11 protein-coding genes and 3 pseudogenes are annotated in these 16,100 nt (G+C 64.2%); 6 read left to right on the top strand and 8 right to left on the bottom strand.

Annotation, left to right across the window (positions count from 1 at the left end; genetic code table 11):
* Positions 1–23 precede the first annotated feature (23 nt).
* The 5 genes and pseudogenes from odhB to CU110_RS13075 form a co-directional block, all read left to right on the top strand.
* Positions 24–1,198, top strand: a pseudogene (gene odhB, locus CU110_RS13095) (2-oxoglutarate dehydrogenase complex dihydrolipoyllysine-residue succinyltransferase); the annotation flags it as partial.
* A gap of 110 nt (positions 1,199–1,308) precedes the next feature.
* A complete protein-coding gene (gene lpdA / locus CU110_RS13090) occupies positions 1,309–2,748 on the top strand; it encodes a dihydrolipoyl dehydrogenase (protein ID WP_077379229.1) in 1,440 nt (479 codons plus the stop codon).
* Between the two features lie 108 nt (positions 2,749–2,856).
* A complete protein-coding gene (gene sucC, locus CU110_RS13085) occupies positions 2,857–4,023 on the top strand; it encodes an ADP-forming succinate--CoA ligase subunit beta (RefSeq protein WP_077379231.1) in 1,167 nt (388 codons plus the stop codon).
* Positions 4,023–4,895 (top strand): succinate--CoA ligase subunit alpha, encoded by an 873-nt coding sequence (gene sucD, locus CU110_RS13080; RefSeq protein WP_065392579.1) that lies wholly within the window; start codon positions 4,023–4,025, stop codon positions 4,893–4,895. Before sucC ends, sucD begins: the two co-directional genes overlap by 1 nt.
* Before the next feature lie 106 nt (positions 4,896–5,001).
* Positions 5,002–5,544, top strand: a complete 543-nt coding sequence (locus CU110_RS13075) for a DUF302 domain-containing protein (RefSeq protein ID WP_240499596.1) — start codon at positions 5,002–5,004, stop codon at positions 5,542–5,544.
* A gap of 32 nt (positions 5,545–5,576) precedes the next feature.
* Here the strand turns inward: CU110_RS13075 and glpQ are convergent, their stop codons facing one another.
* From glpQ to CU110_RS13045, 6 genes and pseudogenes are all read right to left on the bottom strand, one after another.
* Entirely contained in the window at positions 5,577–6,668 is a 1,092-nt protein-coding gene (gene glpQ / locus CU110_RS13070; RefSeq protein ID WP_084209811.1) for a glycerophosphodiester phosphodiesterase, read from the bottom strand.
* 31 nt (positions 6,669–6,699) lie between these two features.
* On the bottom strand, positions 6,700–7,704 hold the full coding sequence (locus CU110_RS13065) for a lysylphosphatidylglycerol synthase transmembrane domain-containing protein (protein ID WP_084209307.1): 1,005 nt from the start codon (positions 7,702–7,704) through the stop codon (positions 6,700–6,702).
* A gap of 349 nt (positions 7,705–8,053) precedes the next feature.
* Positions 8,054–8,503: pseudogene (locus CU110_RS17280) on the bottom strand (DUF2334 domain-containing protein); the annotation flags it as partial.
* A complete protein-coding gene (locus CU110_RS13055; protein ID WP_127736270.1) occupies positions 8,496–9,446 on the bottom strand; it encodes a glycosyltransferase in 951 nt (316 codons plus the stop codon). The gene CU110_RS13055 and the pseudogene CU110_RS17280, both read right to left, overlap by 8 nt.
* A gap of 18 nt (positions 9,447–9,464) precedes the next feature.
* Positions 9,465–11,411, bottom strand: a complete 1,947-nt coding sequence (locus tag CU110_RS13050) for an exoribonuclease II (protein WP_077379239.1) — start codon at positions 11,409–11,411, stop codon at positions 9,465–9,467.
* Between the two features lie 172 nt (positions 11,412–11,583).
* Positions 11,584–12,249: an NAD(P)H-binding protein gene (locus CU110_RS13045; protein ID WP_084209304.1), complete on the bottom strand. Its 666-nt coding sequence runs from the start codon at positions 12,247–12,249 to the stop codon at positions 11,584–11,586.
* 20 nt (positions 12,250–12,269) lie between these two features.
* Here CU110_RS13045 and CU110_RS13040 point away from each other — a divergent pair.
* Positions 12,270–13,271, top strand: a pseudogene (locus CU110_RS13040) (oxidoreductase); the annotation flags it as partial.
* Here CU110_RS13040 and CU110_RS15845 read toward each other — a convergent pair.
* Positions 13,214–14,542 carry a TIGR01620 family protein gene (locus tag CU110_RS15845; RefSeq protein WP_127736268.1) on the bottom strand — a complete coding sequence of 443 codons (1,329 nt, stop codon included), beginning with the start codon at positions 14,540–14,542 and terminating at the stop codon, positions 13,214–13,216. The pseudogene CU110_RS13040 and the gene CU110_RS15845 sit on opposite strands and share 58 nt — an antisense overlap.
* Positions 14,539–16,026: a YcjX family protein gene (locus CU110_RS13030; protein ID WP_240499594.1), complete on the bottom strand. Its 1,488-nt coding sequence runs from the start codon at positions 16,024–16,026 to the stop codon at positions 14,539–14,541. Before CU110_RS13030 ends, CU110_RS15845 begins: the two co-directional genes overlap by 4 nt.
* Positions 16,027–16,100: the final 74 nt, after the last annotated feature.

Genomic DNA, 16,100 nt, shown 5'->3' with positions numbered 1-16,100 from the left:
CGGAATCCGTCGCGGAAGGCACTGTCGCCACCTGGCACAAGAAGGTCGGTGACGCCTGTCGAGCGTGATGAGCTGATCGTCGAGATCGAGACTGACAAGGTCGTGCTGGAAGTCGTGGCTCCGGCAGATCGGCGCCCTGAGCGAGATCAAGGTTCAGGAAGGCGAGACCTGCGAGACCGAAGCCGTGCTGGCACTGTTCAGTGCTGGCGCTTCCGGTGCCGCTGCTCCGGCCGCTGAGGAAAGCGACAGCAAGTCCGACTCCGACGAAGGTCAGGACGAGAAGGTCGGTGACAAGATTCTCGCGCCGGCCGCTCGCAAGATGGTTGCCGAGCACGATCTGGACGTCAGCAAGCTGGTCGGTACCGGCAAGGGCGGTCGCGTGCTGAAGGAAGACGTGGCCAAGGCCGTCAAGGAAGGCACCGCAGCCAAGTCCGCTGCCAAGCCTGCTGCCGCACCGAAGGCCGCTGCACCGAAGGCCGCTCCGGCCTTCGAGGGCGAGCGTCCCGAGAAGCGCGTGCCGATGAGCCGCATGCGTCAGACCATCGCCAAGCGCCTGGTCAATGCCCAGCAGACCGCCGCCATGCTCACCACGTACAACGAAGTGGACATGAGTGCGGTGATGGAGCTGCGCAAGCAGTACAAGGACACCTTCCAGAAGGTGCACGACACCAAGCTCGGCTTCATGGGCTTCTTCGTCAAGGCGGCCACCGAAGCGCTCAAGCGCTTCCCGGACGTCAATGCCTCCATCGACGGCACCGACATCGTCTACCACGGTTACCAGGACATCGGCGTTGCCGTGTCGTCCGATCGTGGTCTGGTCGTGCCGGTCCTGCGTGATACCGACAGCATGAAGCTTGCCGATGTCGAAAAGACCATCGTCGACTTCGGTCAGCGCGCGCGCGCCGGCAAGCTGGGCATCGATGAGATGCAGGGCGGCACCTTCACCATCACCAACGGCGGCATCTTCGGTTCCCTGATGTCCACGCCGATCCTGAATCCGCCGCAGACCGCCATCCTGGGCATGCACAAGATCCAGGAGCGCCCGATGGCCGTGAACGGTCAGGTCGTCATCCGTCCGATGATGTATCTGGCGCTGTCCTACGACCACCGCATGATCGACGGCAAGGATGCAGTCCAGTTCCTCGTCGCCATCAAGGACCTGCTGGAAGATCCGGCTCGTTTCCTGCTCGACGTCTGAGACTGCAACGCCTCACGCCCGGGGCTTCCCCGGGCGTGTGCGGCCCCGATGGGTGACAGGTTGCCCATCGGGATGCCAATCCGAATCGAACTGCACCAACAGGAAGAGACATGGCCGATAAATTTGATGTAATCGTCATTGGCGCGGGCCCCGGTGGCTATGTGGCTGCCATCCGCGCGGCTCAGCTGGGTCTGAAGACTGCCTGCGTCGAGAAGTGGGTCAACAAGGAAGGCAAGACCGTCCACGGCGGCACCTGCCTGAACGTCGGCTGCATCCCGTCCAAGGCGCTGCTGGAAACCTCTCACAAGTTCGTCGAGGCACGTGACGAGTTCGCCGAGCTGGGCATCAAGGCCGATGGCGTCGAGATCGACGTGGCCAAGATGATCGAGCGCAAGGCGCAGATCGTGAAGAACCTGACCGGCGGCATTTCCGGTCTGTTCAAGGCCAATGGCGTGACCGCCCTGGAAGGTACCGGCAAGGTGCTGCCCAACAAGCAGGTCGAAGTCACCGGTCACGACGGCGAGAAGGCGACCTACGACGCCGAGAACATCGTCATCGCGTCCGGTTCCGTGCCGGTCGAGATTCCGCCGACGCCGCTGACCGAAGGTCTGATCGTCGATTCCACCGGCGCGCTCGAATTCACCGAGACGCCGAAGCGTCTGGGCGTCATCGGTGCCGGTGTCATCGGTCTCGAGCTGGGTAGCGTGTGGAGCCGTTGCGGTTCTGAAGTCACCGTGCTGGAAGCGGTCGACAGCTTCCTGCCGATGGTCGATGCCGCTGTCGCCAAGGAAGCCCAGAAGCTGCTCAAGAAGCAGGGTCTGGACATCAAGCTCGGCGCCCGTGTGACCGGTTCCGACATCAAGGACAGTGAAGTCGTCGTCAAGTACACCGACGCCAACGGCGAGCAGGAACAGACCTTCGACAAGGTCATCGTCGCGGTCGGCCGTCGTCCGTACACCCAGAGCTTGCTCGACAGCGATGTCGGCATCAATCTGGACGAGCGCGGCTTCATCCACGTCGATGACCAGTGCGCGACCAGCGTGCCGGGTGTCTACGCCATCGGTGACGTGGTACGTGGCCCGATGCTGGCCCACAAGGCCTCCGAAGAGGGCGTGATGGTTGCCGACATCATCGCCGGCCACAAGGCCGAGATGAATTACGACGCCATCCCGAGCATCATCTACACCTTCCCGGAAGTTGCTTGGGTCGGCAAGACCGAGCAGCAGGCCAAGGCCGAAGGCATTGAAGTCAAGACCGGCAGCTTCCCGTTCGCGGCAAGCGGTCGTGCCATGGCCAACAATGCCACTGAAGGTCTGGCCAAGATCATTGCCGACGCTGAGACTGATCGCGTCCTGGGTGTTCACATCATCGGCCAGCATGCCGGTGAGCTGATCGCTCAAGGCGTGACGGCCCTCGAGTTCGGCGCCAGCGCCGAAGACCTCGCGCTGATCTGCACGGCTCACCCGACACTGTCGGAAGCCGTACACGAAGCCGCGCTGGCCGTTGACGGGCATGCGATTCACATCGCAAACCGCAAGAAGCGCAAGTAAGCGTCCTTCCGAACAAGAGGCGCGTCGCCCCGGCCAGGCCGGGGCGAACGGTGGCAGCCGCATCTCGCGACTGCCGTTCGAGTCTAATGCAACCAATGGCATGACACGATGAACCTTCACGAGTATCAGGCAAAACAACTGTTTGCCGACTATGGCCTGCCGGTGTCCAAGGGCTTCGCCGTTGACACCCCGGAAGACGCTGCTGAAGCGTGCAAGAAGATTGGCGGCGACAAGTGGGTCGTCAAGGCACAGGTCCACGCAGGTGGCCGCGGCAAGGCCGGCGGCGTCAAGCTGGTCGAGAGCGCACAAGCCGCTTCCGACTTCGCTTCCCAGTGGCTGGGCAAGAACCTGGTGACCTACCAGACTGACGCGAATGGTCAGCCGGTCACCAAGATTCTCGTCGAGAACTGCACCGACATCGCCGAAGAACTGTACCTGGGTGCCGTCGTCGACCGTACCACTCGTCGCATCGTCTTCATGGCTTCCACCGAAGGCGGCGTGGAAATCGAGAAGGTTGCCGAAGAGACACCGGAAAAGATCCTGAAAGCCGAGATCGATCCGCTGGTCGGCGCTCAGCCGTACCAGGCGCGTGAACTGGCCTTCAAGCTGGGTCTGAACCCGACCCAGATCAAGCAGTTCACCAAGATCTTCCTGGGTCTGGCGAAGATGTTCGCCGACAAGGATTTCGCGCTGCTGGAAATCAACCCGCTGGTCATCACCGACGAAGGCAACCTCCACTGCCTCGACGGCAAGATCAACATCGATGCCAACGCCGTCTACCGTCACCCGGACCTGCAGGCGATGCACGATCCGTCTCAGGAAGACGAGCGTGAAGCGCATGCTGCCAAGTTCGAACTGAACTACGTTGCCCTCGACGGCAACATCGGCTGCATGGTCAACGGCGCAGGCCTGGCGATGGGCACCATGGACATCGTCAACCTGTCTGGCGGCAAGCCGGCCAACTTCCTCGACGTGGGTGGCGGTGCTACCAAGGAACGCGTTGCAGAAGCGTTCAAGATCATCCTGTCCGACGACAACGTCAAGGCTGTTCTGGTGAACATCTTCGGCGGCATCGTGCGTTGCGACATGATCGCCGAAGGCATCATCGGTGCCGTCGAGCAGGTCGGTGTCAACGTACCGGTCGTGGTGCGTCTGGAAGGCAACAACGCTGAACTCGGCGCCAAGAAGCTGGCCGAAAGCGGTCTGAACATCATCGCTGCTACCAGCCTGACTGACGCGGCGCAGCAGGTTGTCAAAGCTGCGGAGGGCAAGTAATGAGCATTTTGATCGACAAGAACACCAAGGTGATCTGCCAGGGCTTCACTGGCGGCCAGGGTACCTTCCACTCTGAACAAGCCATCGCCTACGGCACCAAGATGGTCGGTGGCGTGACGCCGGGCAAGGGTGGTCAGACTCACCTGGGCCTGCCGGTGTTCAACACCGTCGCGGAAGCCGTTGCCGAGACTGGCGCTGAAGCGTCCGTCATCTACGTGCCGGCACCGTTCTGCAAGGATTCCATCCTTGAAGCGGCCAATGCAGGCATCAAGCTGATCGTCTGCATCACCGAAGGCGTGCCGACTCTCGACATGCTGGAAGTCAAGGTCAAGTGCGACGAGCTGGGCGCGCGTCTGATCGGTCCGAACTGCCCGGGTGTCATCACTCCGGGTGAGTGCAAGATCGGCATCATGCCGGGTCACATCCACCAGCCGGGCAAGGTTGGTATCGTGTCTCGTTCAGGCACCCTGACCTATGAAGCCGTCAAGCAGACCACTGACCACGGTTTCGGTCAGTCCAGCTGTGTCGGTATCGGTGGCGACCCGATTCCGGGTTCCAACTTCATCGACATCCTCGAGCTGTTCGAGAAGGACCCGAAGACCGAAGCCATCGTCATGATCGGCGAGATCGGCGGTTCCGCTGAAGAAGAAGCGGCTGCCTACATCAAGGCGAACGTCACCAAGCCGGTCGTCTCCTACATCGCTGGTGTGACTGCGCCTCCGGGCAAGCGCATGGGCCATGCAGGCGCCATCATCTCCGGCGGCAAGGGTACTGCCGACGAGAAGTTCGCGGCTCTGGAAGAAGCTGGCGTCAAGACTGTGCGTTCACTCGCAGAGATCGGCGATGCCATCAAGGAAGTCACTGGCTGGTAAGCCTGTGATCTCCTGACAGCGCTCGGCGGCAAGTTCATTGGCACCTGACCAAGCGACACGTGCAGATGCCCCACGGCGAAACACGACTCACAGATGAGGATGTTCCATGCTCAAGACCTTCCCCGCCGTCACGCGTTCCGCCCGCCTGCTGGCGCTGCTGTCTCTGCCGTTGGTTACCTGCATTCCGCTGATGGCCAGTGCAGATTCCGGCGCCGCGGCAGCGTCCGCTCCTGAAGCCTCGGCGAGCATGCAGGTGCCTACCAAGGGCATCGAGTCCGTGACCAGTCGTGAGGATGTCACCACCGTCCAGGCGCGTCTGGAGAAGGCGCTCGAGGCCAAGGGGCTGACGCTGTTCAGCGTCATCGAGCATGAGGCGGGTGCCGAGAAGGTGGGGATGGAGCTTCCTGCCACGCATACCGTCATCTTCGGCAACCCCAAGGTCGGTACCCTGTTGATGCAGTGCAATGGTTCGGCTGCGCTGGATCTCCCGCAGAAGATGCTGATCCGTGCCGTGGAAGGGGGCAGCGTGATCGAGTGGAATGATCCGCAGTATCTGGCCAATCGTCATGATCTGGATGACTGCAAGCTGCCGCTGGACAAGATCGGTGGACTGCTCAAGGGCCTGGCGGCCGAGGCAGCGGGGCAATGAGACGTGAAGACGCCATGTTTCAGCGCTGAGTCCTACAGGGCTTCGCCGTTGTGCTTGAGCCACTGTACCGCGCGGTCCGGGTAGTCCGTGAAGACGCCATCGACATCGGCGTCGACGAAGAACACGCGCAGCATGTCATCATAATCGCTGGCCCAGTCAGGGATGCGACCCTCATCAAGCCGGAAGGTATAGGGCATCACGATCAGGCCTGCCGCATGCGCTTCCTTGACCAGCGGCGTGACCTTGATGTCGTCCCGGGTCGAGCTGTCCTCGATCACCATCGGCTTCCACGGCCCGATGCCATCGGCATAGCCGGCAATCCGCTGCATGGCCCCATCCTGGTACATCCAGTCATAGCTGTAGGGCTCGAGCTTGCCATCCGAGCCCGGCTGGAAGGTCATGTCCCAACTGGTCTCGCCCATCAGCTGCACCAGTCGCAGGTCCATGCCCAGCTCGGGCTGCAGCGTGTCGTGGATGCGTTCGAGTCCATTGGGATCAAAGACCTGCACGATGGCATTGTCGTCATGGTCCACATAGCCGTACTGCTTGAGCGTCTCGAGGACGGCTCTGGAGATTTCCTTGCCCTCGGACTGATGGAACCAGGGGGCCTTGATCTCGACATACAGGCCGACATCACGGCCCGTGGAGTGATTCAGGCCCTGAATCATCTCGATCTCCTCGCTCAGCGTATGCAGACCGAAGTGGGACTTGCCCAGCGGGAAGCGCTCGGGGTAATCCGTGACACGCTCGCCATCCTTGACGGTGAAGCCCTCGCTGAAGGCCAGCTTGCGCAGCTCATCCAGGGTGAAGTCGATGGCATAGTAGCGGCCATCCTCACGAGCGCGGTCCGGGAAGACATCGGCGACATTGGTCACGCGATCCAGAAAGCGATCATGCAGCACCACCAGCTGATCATCCTTGCTCATCACCACGTCCTGCTCAAGGAAGTCGGCACCCTGGGCATAGGCCATCGACTTGGCGGCCAGCGTGTGCTCGGGCAGGTAGCCCGAGGCACCACGGTGAGCCACGACGACCTTGTCGGTGCCATGGCCGGGGTCGATGCTGCGCAGCGTCGCGTCATCGGCGAGGGCAGTGGAGGCCGTGGTCACAAGCAATGCGCCCATCACGCCAAGACGCGTGAGTGAGCGGTGAGTGTCAGGCCGAGGGCGAGCGACGATTGAGCAGGCGGGCCAGCATGCCGCGTCCCGCCATCACGAAGAACACCGGGGCACCGGCGATCAGGTAGAAATAGAAGGTGACGGCGCGCCAGATGACGACGGCGGCAGCGGCGGTGGAGGCACCGATGACAGGCCCCAGCAGTGCCGTGGACGAGAGTTCGGCACCGCCTGCACCACCGGGCAGCAGCGTCAGTTGCCCGGCGGCGAGCGAGAGCATCTGCACGATGAAGGTCCAGCTCCAGTCGATGTCGCGCCCAAGTCCCGCGACGGCCAGATAGAGGATGGAATAGCGCAAGAGCCAATGGGCGCAGCACAGCAGAAAGATCAGGCTCAACGTCAGGCGAGGCAGGGCGAGCGTCTCGATCAGTGCATGGCGGAAATGGATCAAGGCACGCGCCAGTCTGAGGCGCGAACGATGGCGTACCTTGAGCCAGCGCAGCAGGCGGCCACTGGCCTTGATCAATCGTCGATGATGCTTGCCGAGCGCCGCCAGCAGGCCGAAGCCGAAGATCAGCAGCAGCGCCGGCACGGCCAGCATCCAGCCCAGGCGTAGATCGATGGTATGCGACAGTGCGTAGAGCCCGATGCTGGCGAGCGCCGAGAGAAAGAACAGCATGTCGGTCATCTGGTCGACGGCAAACACCGCCGAGGCGTGTGCCGGGCGTACCCCCTGACGTGCCAGCAGCCCCATCAGGGTGAGCGGGCCGCCACTGCCACCCGGCGTGGCGCTGATGGCGAACTCGGTGGCCATCACCATGCCCAGTGCACGCCGCTGTCCGAGGTGGCCGCCACGCCCGGCCAGCAGCAGGCGCAGGCGTCCGGCATTCAGGTTCCAGCACATCACGATCATGCCCAGCATCAGCGCGAAGGTCTCGAGGGGGAACTGGCGCAGCTGGCTCCCCAGCCCACTGCCGCCCAGCACCAGCGGCACGGCGATGACCAGCACCAGGCCGGCTCCCAGCATCCACAGGGCGCGATTCATGGTGGATTCTCGCGGCGGTGAGCAGCCCCTTGTGTGTCAGCCAATCGATCTTGGTCATCGGCAGGTAGCCATCATCCAGCAACCGTGTGACAAGTCGTGCCCAGTAGTCTCGCGAGCCCGTGTGGCGCATGTCGACCGGATGCAGTCCGAGGCGCAGGACATCGGCGTCACGCTCACGCGCCATCTTGCGTTCCGTGACCCAGCGGGACATGGCGCGCCGCGGCGCGGAGCGCGCGCTCCACACCAGTCCCGGAGCATCGATGGGGGTGAAGTCCGGCAGGCGATAGAGGTGCTGAGGGTCGCTGGTGTATTGGAAGTCCAGTGCCTGCAGGGCGCGCCGTGTGCCGTCACTCATCAACCAGGCCGGTGCCACGAAGCCCGACAGCGGCCAGCCGAGCCGCTTGAACAGGGCAGCGCCTTCCTGAAGACGCCGTCTGGCTTCGCTCTCATCGAGGGGATAGAACTCGCCTTCCCAGGTCAGTACGCGGCGCATCACGTAATCGCGTGGCGTGCGGGGCGGTGGCGCATCATCGCAATGATGAAAACCATGCAGCGCCAGTTCATCGCCCTGCTGTCTGCGGGCCTCCAGCAGGGCGATGAACTCGGGAGCACTCTCGAGAGGGTTGCGATGGTGGAAGTCCGGCACCACCAGCCAGGTGATCGGGCAGGGATGGCCAAGTCGCTCCTGACACAGCTCATCCATCTGATTGACGAAGTCGCGATAGTCCTGCCAGGTCTCGGGAGCGATGTCATGGAGGACCAGCAGGAAATGCTTTCTGGCGGCTGAAGACTCACCCATGTGTCACCTCTTCCAGTATCGGTTGCAGCTGAGTGCCGGTGACGGCGCGATAGTGATCGAGCAGTCCATCCACCACGCGGTCCCAGTCATGGTGCTTCTCCACATGACGACGCGCCTGGCGACCCAGGGCCGCCGGGTCATTGGCGAAGATGTCCTGAACGGCACGCGCCATGGCATGCGGTGCATGAGGATCACACAGTTGGCCACAGCCCAGCGGAACATTTTCCGCCAGCGCACCGGCGCGAGCGGCCACCACTGGCGTGCCGCAGGCCATGGCTTCCAGCACGACCAGACCGAAGGTCTCCTGTGTGCCGGCATGCAACAGCACATCGACGGAGGCGACCAGTCGTGCCACCTCCGCGCTGCTGCAGAAATGGCCGGTGACACTGACATTGTCCGGCAGGTGGCGAGGCATCCCGGAGCCGATCAACAGCAGATGGTAATTCGGGCCAAGCAGACGGGCGACTTCCAGCAGCTCGTCGAGATTCTTCTCGCGTGAACCGCGGCCGGCGAAGGCCAGCAGTCGCACGTGATCCGCCAGGCCAAGTTCACGTCGCAGGTCCTGATCCCGGCAATCGGGGTGGAAGGTGTTCAGATCGACGCCCAGTGGCTGGATGTGGACATTGCGTACCCCGAGTCGATCCAGTCGCCTCGCCATCACGTCACTGGGTGCCAGCACGCGATCGAAATGGCGATAGAGGCGCTGCACATAGCGATCGACATTGGCCCCCGACCACTCGCCGAGACGGTTGGTGATCAGACGTGGCAGATCCGAGTGATAGAAGCCGATCACCGGGACATCCAGCTTGCGGCCTGCATCCAATGCCGCCCAGGCGGTGACGTAGGGGTCACCCGCCTCGATCACGTCCGGCTGCAGTGCCAGCAGGGTGCTGACCCAGCCTCCACGCCTCAGCGGGAAGCGGTAGCCATTGCCGAAGGGTATCGGGGGGCAGGTCGCGGCTTATTCGGCCGGACGACCCACCAGTGAACGACGTTCTTCACGGGCTTCGGTCAAGGAGACCTTGATGATGTCGCCCAATGAGTAACGCAGCTCGTCTTCGATGCGCACACGGCCTTCCTTGTCATCGATCGCGACCTTCTTGCGATCAGTGTGGATCAGCGGTGCCGGAATGAAGACGCTGGCGCCATTCTCTTCCAGGCGCACACGCATGCCACCGCGGCGGATGTCGATGATCTCGCCAGTGAAGATCTGCTGCTCTTCGGCGGCCTTGGTCAGGTAACGCACGTAGAGCCAGTCCTTGACGTCGCGCTCAGCCATGCGGTTGAGACGACGACGTTCACTGAGGTGTTCGGTCAGCTGCTCGGTGGCTTCGGCCGGAGCATCCTGACCCAGAATCACGCGCTTGATCAGGCGATGGTTGACCATGTCGCCGTACTTGCGGATCGGGGAAGTCCAGGTGGCATAGGCCTCGAGACCCAGACCGAAATGCGGGCCCGGCTGGGCAGACATCACGGTGTAGCCCTGGAAGCGACGCATGCGCACGTCCAGCCAGGTATCCTCGCGGCTGTCCAGCTCCTGGCGCAGCAGGCGATAGCCTTCCAGGCTGCCCAGCTGTTCCGGCGTCGCGGTGATCTCCTGAGTGGCCAGGAATTCGATGGTGTCGTCGTACTTCTCCGGTGCAAAGCCCTGGTGCACGTTGAAGATGCCGTGACCGATGTGCTTGGAGAGCAGACGGGCGCAGCTCAGGTTCGCGGTGATCATGGATTCTTCGATCATGCGATTGCTGATGCGGCGATGGTCGGCACGCACGTTGAGCACGTTGCCTTCCTCATCCAGCTCGAATTCGAAGTCCGGACGCTCACGGAAGATCTGGGAGTTGCGTGCACGCCAGGCGATACGCGCCTGAGTGAAGGCTTCCAGCTGACGCAGGCCTTCGGCCAGCTCCTCGGTTTCCGGCTTCCAGCTGCCTTCCTGGCCTTCGATCCAGTCAGAGACGTTGTCGTAGGTCAGGCGGTGATGCGAGCGCATGGTGGCCGCGAAGAACTTCGGCTCACCGATCACGCCGTCGGTGTCGATGTCGACGATGCACATCAGCGTCGGACGGTCTTCACCTTCCTTCAGCGAGCACAGGTCATCGGCCAGGATTTCCGGCAGCATGGTGACGTTCTGGCTCGGCAGGTAGACGGTGAAGGAGCGCGTGCGCGCCTCTTCGTCCACGCGGCTGCCTTCCGGCACATAGGCGGTCGGGTCAGCGATGGCGATGCTCAGGGTCCAGCCGCCTTCCGGGCGCTCGACGATGTGCAGGGCGTCATCCATGTCACGGGTCTTCTCACCATCGATGGTGAAGAAGGGCACGTGAGTCATGTCTTCGCGGGTCAGACCTTCCTCCAGCAGCGGCCAGTCGTTGCCGCCCTCCGGAGAGGCCTGTTCCAGCGCGTGACGCGCCAGGGTGACACGCCACGGCACGCGCGGGTTGTCCACCTCGGCGATGACTTCCTCGATCTGGGCGAAGAAGCTGCGGTCATCCTTGCGCATCGGGTGACGCAGCAGACGAGCCACGACCCAGTCGCCATCATTGAGGCTTTCCTCATTGATGCCGCGCTTCACGCGCGCTTTCATGCGCGTGTTGATGGACGGGTGATCCGGCATCACGTTGAGGCGACCGTCACGCTTGCCGACACGAGCGACGAAGCGGTCGACACCCGTCTCGATCAGCACTTCCGGCTGTACGGATTTCTTCTCGCCTTCGACCTTGACGGTCGCTTCGACGGTATCACCGTGCAGCACCTGCTTCATGGCGGGCGGCGGCACGAAATACGACTCGCCATCCTCGCACTCGAGGAAGCCGAAGCCCTTGTCGGTGCCTTTGATCACCCCCGTGACACGGGGAATTTCCTGGCGGATTTGATCTTTCAGCTGCGCCAGCAGCGAATTGTTCTGCAGCATTTCGGAAGTTCTGTTGGCGGGGTCAGTGGCTCACTATACGGACATGACGCATGGGGGGAAAGCGGCCAGAGACTCCGACGCCCGCACGGGCTGCGTGCGGGCGTCGGCAGCTGGCCGAACGAGTGGCGATGACGCCGCCGGTGGCGGTGCGTCGCTTGCGCCAGATGCGGCTTCAGACCGTGGCAGCAGCGTCCTGCAGCAGGCTGGAGACCGATTGATCACCATCGAACAGCGTGAAGACCGGTGCCTTGCGATGGCGACCTCCGATCTCGCGCGCCTGCATCACGCCCAGCAGGAATTCCGCCACGTTGGCGCGTGAGACCTGCATCTCGTCGGACTTCTCCGCGTCCTGGGTCAGCTTGCCGTTGCCGGCTTCCTCGGTGAGGCGGCCCGGTTTGACGATGACGTGGCGCAGTCCGCTCTCGGCCAGGCAGAGATCCGCCGCCTTCTTGGCCGCGAAGTAGGGACGCATGGCCGCCGGGCCTGCCAGCGGGGTCTCGGAGCGGATCGAGCTGACCTGGATCACCCGCGAGAGGCCGAATTCCGCGGCCAGTTCCGCAGTGCGCATGGCACCGTGCAGGTCGATGGTCAATGTCTTGTCAGGGCCGGTATGCGGGCCGGACCCCGCGACGAACACTGCCTGGTCACAGCCATAGAACGCCTGGTGCATCTCGCCTTCCAGGTCTCCCATGACGGTCGGAATGCCTCGTTCATGGAACCAGCCCTGCTGGTCCGTCGAGCGGATCATGGCGACGATGGGTTCGCCGGCGGCCTGGGCCTTCTCGCAGAGTTGACGACCGATCTTGCCATTGGCACCGATGATGAGCGTCTTGCGCATGTTGGCGACTCCTTAACGCCATTCGCGTCGGCCTGATCGGTTATGGCATGGCGGTACGTACCTTCCATGCGCCACTGATCGAGGCGACGCAAGGCCTGGCGCTGGTCGCGCTCTCGACCTCGCGTCCCGAGGTGGTCAAGGCCGAACGTCCCGAGCTCGAGGTGGAAGCCACTCCCGAGGCACTGCTGGCGCGTCAGGACATCGATCTCGTCATCATCGCCACGCCCAACGAGACCCACTATCCCCTGGCGAGTGCGGCGCTGGCGGCCGGCAAGCATGTGGTGGTCGACAAGCCCTTCACCGTCACGCTGGCCGAGGGTGAGGCGCTGGCCCGAGAGGCGGAGCAGGCAGAGCGGGTGCTGGCGGTGTTCCACAATCGTCGCTTCGATGCCGATTTTCTGACGCTGGTCGAGCTGATCGAGGGCGGTACCCTGGGCCGCATCGCCCACATGGAGTCCCATTTCGACCGCTTCCGCCCCAGCGTGCCGGACCGCTGGCGTGAGCAGGCCCTGCCCGGCAGCGGCCTGTGGTACGACCTCGGGCCACACCTGCTGGATCAGGCGCTGTGCCTGTTCGGCGAGCCTGCCAGCATCCAGCTGACACGTCGCACCCAGCGCGAGGGAGCCGTCACCGATGATTTCTTCCATGCCGTATTGAGCTATGCCTCACATGCCATCTATCCCTCGCTGGTGGTCGAGCTGCACGCCAGTGCCTTGGCGGCCGCACCGACGGCACGTTTCGCCGTCCACGGCACGCGCGGCAGTTACGTGACGTTCGGTCTCGATCCTCAGGAGGCATGTCTCAAGGCCGGCAGCTTCCCGGCCCGTGACGAGGCCGAGCGGCTCGCGCAGCAATGGGGGCGCGACCCGCGCCCGGGCATGCTCACGGTGCTGGAGACGGCAAGGGAGGCCGGCGATGGGGAGCAGGTTCTGGTCGCCGGTATCCACCAGGGCCGCGATGGCGACTACCCGGCCTGGTATGCGCGGCTGCGCGACTGCATCCGTTCCGGCAGTGCCAACCCGACGCCCGCCGACGAGGCACTGCGCGTGATGAAATGGCTGGAAGCGGGGATCGCCAGCGAAGGCTGAGGCGCGTCGTCCTCGCCCTTGTCGGCCTTGCGCATGCGCGAGAATAGCTCCGCGCGCAGCTCGCCGATGCGCGGTACCTCCTCGGCATGGAAGGGGATGGGGCGCAGCAGGCGCATGGCACGCAGGCCCAGGCGTGCGTTCATCAGGCCACTGCCCAGCCCCTGTCCGGCCTTGGTGGAGAGGCGGCCGGCCAGATTCATCGACAGCAGATCCATGCTGGCCTCGGCGGCCAGTTCACTGGCGCCGGCGAAGGCCATCGACGCCAGCACCTCCTTGAACAGGCGCAGACGGCTGGCGTAGCCCAGCTCCAGTCCGTAGAGGCGCGACAGGCGCTCCATCATGCGCAGTCCGCGCCAGGCCACCAGGCTCATGTCGACCCAGGTCAATGGCGAGACCGCCACCATCACCGCCGTCTCGCCGCTCATGCGCGAGATCAGACGCCGCGCCTCACGGTCCCGCGGCCCCAGCACATGGAAGGCGAACAGCTCGCGGCGCTCCGACGGGGAGTGATGCGCTTCGCAGGCAGCGCGCCAGGCGCGCACGCCGGCATCATCCTCGCCCAGCTTCATCTGACGGCGCAGCTGCTCAAGCAGGTCTTCCTGCTGGCTGTCGGCCTTGCCGCCTGCCTTGTTCGAGCCCTCGTTAGGCGTGGACGGCGCATCACCGCGCTGGCCAAAGCTTTTCTGGCCAAAGCCTCCTTGACCAAAGCTCTCCTGGCCAAAATCATCCTGCTGATGTTCTTCCAGCTCGGCACGCAGCGCGACGTGCTTGCGCAGATGACGCAGTCGGAAGAGCTCCTTGCCCAGCGCGCGGGCGCCGAGCCCGATGGCACCAAGCTCCAGCAGGCCCCAGGCCCCGGCGATCAGGTCACCGCCCATGGCCGCCTGATACAGCGCATGGCCGGCCTCGACACCACCGAGTGTCAGGGTGCCGAGCAGCAGCCATTTGAGGCCACGATGGCGTGGCCTGGCGCTCAGCGTCGCATCGAGTCCCGGCGTGGCGGGCTCCGGTTCGGCTGCGGCCAGTGGCTGGCTTTCCATCTCCGGCGAGAAGTGGCGCGCGCCGCGCAGGGCCTCTGCCGCGCTCTCGGGCCTCGGGGGGCGCTCGGCGTAAGCCGTCGAGGTGGCATCGGCCCGCGCCGAGTCGGCAGAACCGGGACTCGTGAAGCGTTTGCCCGGGCGCGGGTGGCGGGATTCGGTGGTCATTTCAGGTGGTCTCCCAGCAGCCAGTCGAGCACGGCGTCCATGCGAATGTGAGGTGGTGCCTTGCCATCGACCTGCGGCGGCGCGAAGTGGGGGAAGTCGAAGCGGCTTTCGGCCCAGAAATTCGGGTCGGGCAACCGTGAGGGCACCTCGCCCGGGAACAGCAGCACGGACTCGCGGCCAGCACCCTGCGTGCCTGAGTCGCTCGACCCTTCGTGCTCGCCGAGCAGGTGTCCCGCCAGCGCCGGATGACGCTGACCGTTCTCGACCACCTCGCGCGCCTCGCTGGCGCGGATGGCGGCGATGGTGAAGGCCTTGAGCGGCACGTCGCGATAGCGCAGGCGTTTGAGCGGGCCCGCTAGTAGCTGCTCGAGCAGGTCGCGCATCGCACCATGCTGCTCGGGGGTGACGTGGTCGGCCTTGGTGGCGGCGATGGCCAGGCGGTCGATGCGACGGTCCATCAGGCGCGCCAGCAGGTGACGGCGGCCATAGGCGAAGCTGTCGAACAGCTTGTCCAGCGCGCGGCTCAGGTCGCGGAAGGGTGCCGGGCCGGCATTCAGCGCACCCAGCACGTCGATCAGCACGATCTGGCGGTCAAAGCGCCGGAAGTGGTCGTGATAGAAGGGACGTACCACGCGGCGGCGATAGTGATCGAAGCGCCGCGCCAGGGTGCGGTACAGGCTGGTTTCCGGCAAGGCGGCCAAGGCGTCGGCTGTCCAGTCGTCGAGCCCCGGCAGCGGGAAGAACTGCAGCACCGGCGCTTCATCCAGCTCGCCGGGCAGCAGAAAGCGGCCCGGTGTCAGGTCGACGAAGCCCCCCTTGCGGCGTGCGGCGTGCAGATAGTCGGTATACAGGCTCGCGATCTCGGCGAGGCGGTCTTCATCCACTTCGCTGTCCGGCGTCAGGCCCGCGATGGCGCCCATCCAGTCATGCGCCCAGTCGCCGCGCCCATCGGCCAGCTGCGTCTCGCATTCGCTGCTCCAGGCGGTGAAGTCCTGCTCCAGCATCGGCAGGTCCAGCAGCCATTCGCCGGGATAATCGATCAGGTCCAGTGTCAGGGTGGCGCGCTGGCTGTCGAGCATGCGCGCGGCGCGTGAGGTGGGGCGAAAGCCGATCTTGAGACGCAGCTCGCTGATGCTGCGGGTCGGCGTCGGCCATTCGGGGCCATGGGGCGAATGCTGGCCGGAAAGCGAGCGCAAGCCGGCTTCCAGCGGAAAGCGCGGGATGGAAAGATCCGGCTGACTGACACGCTCTGCCCCGAGCAGACGGCCATCGCGGGCGGCAGGCAACAGCTCCAGACGCGCGCCGAGTCCTGCGTGGCGCAGCTGCTCGATCAGCGAGACGAGAAAGGCCGTCTTGCCGGCACCGGACAGACCGGTGACGGCAAGACGCAGCTGACGATCGAGGCCGCGCTCCAGCAGGTCATGGGCTTCGCGGCCCACCTCGCGGGCAAGCTGGCGGGCGTTGCGGGTCATGGTGTTGAACATCAGGCATTCCCTGTCAGTGGGGGCGAGGCGGCGACACGACGTGACGGCAGATCGGCAGGTGATGGTGAACGCGA

The sequence above is a fragment of the Cobetia sp. ICG0124 genome, assembly GCF_004006355.1.
Lineage (GTDB): Bacteria > Pseudomonadota > Gammaproteobacteria > Pseudomonadales > Halomonadaceae > Cobetia > Cobetia marina.
This window is presented reverse-complemented; position numbering and strand designations above follow the sequence as displayed.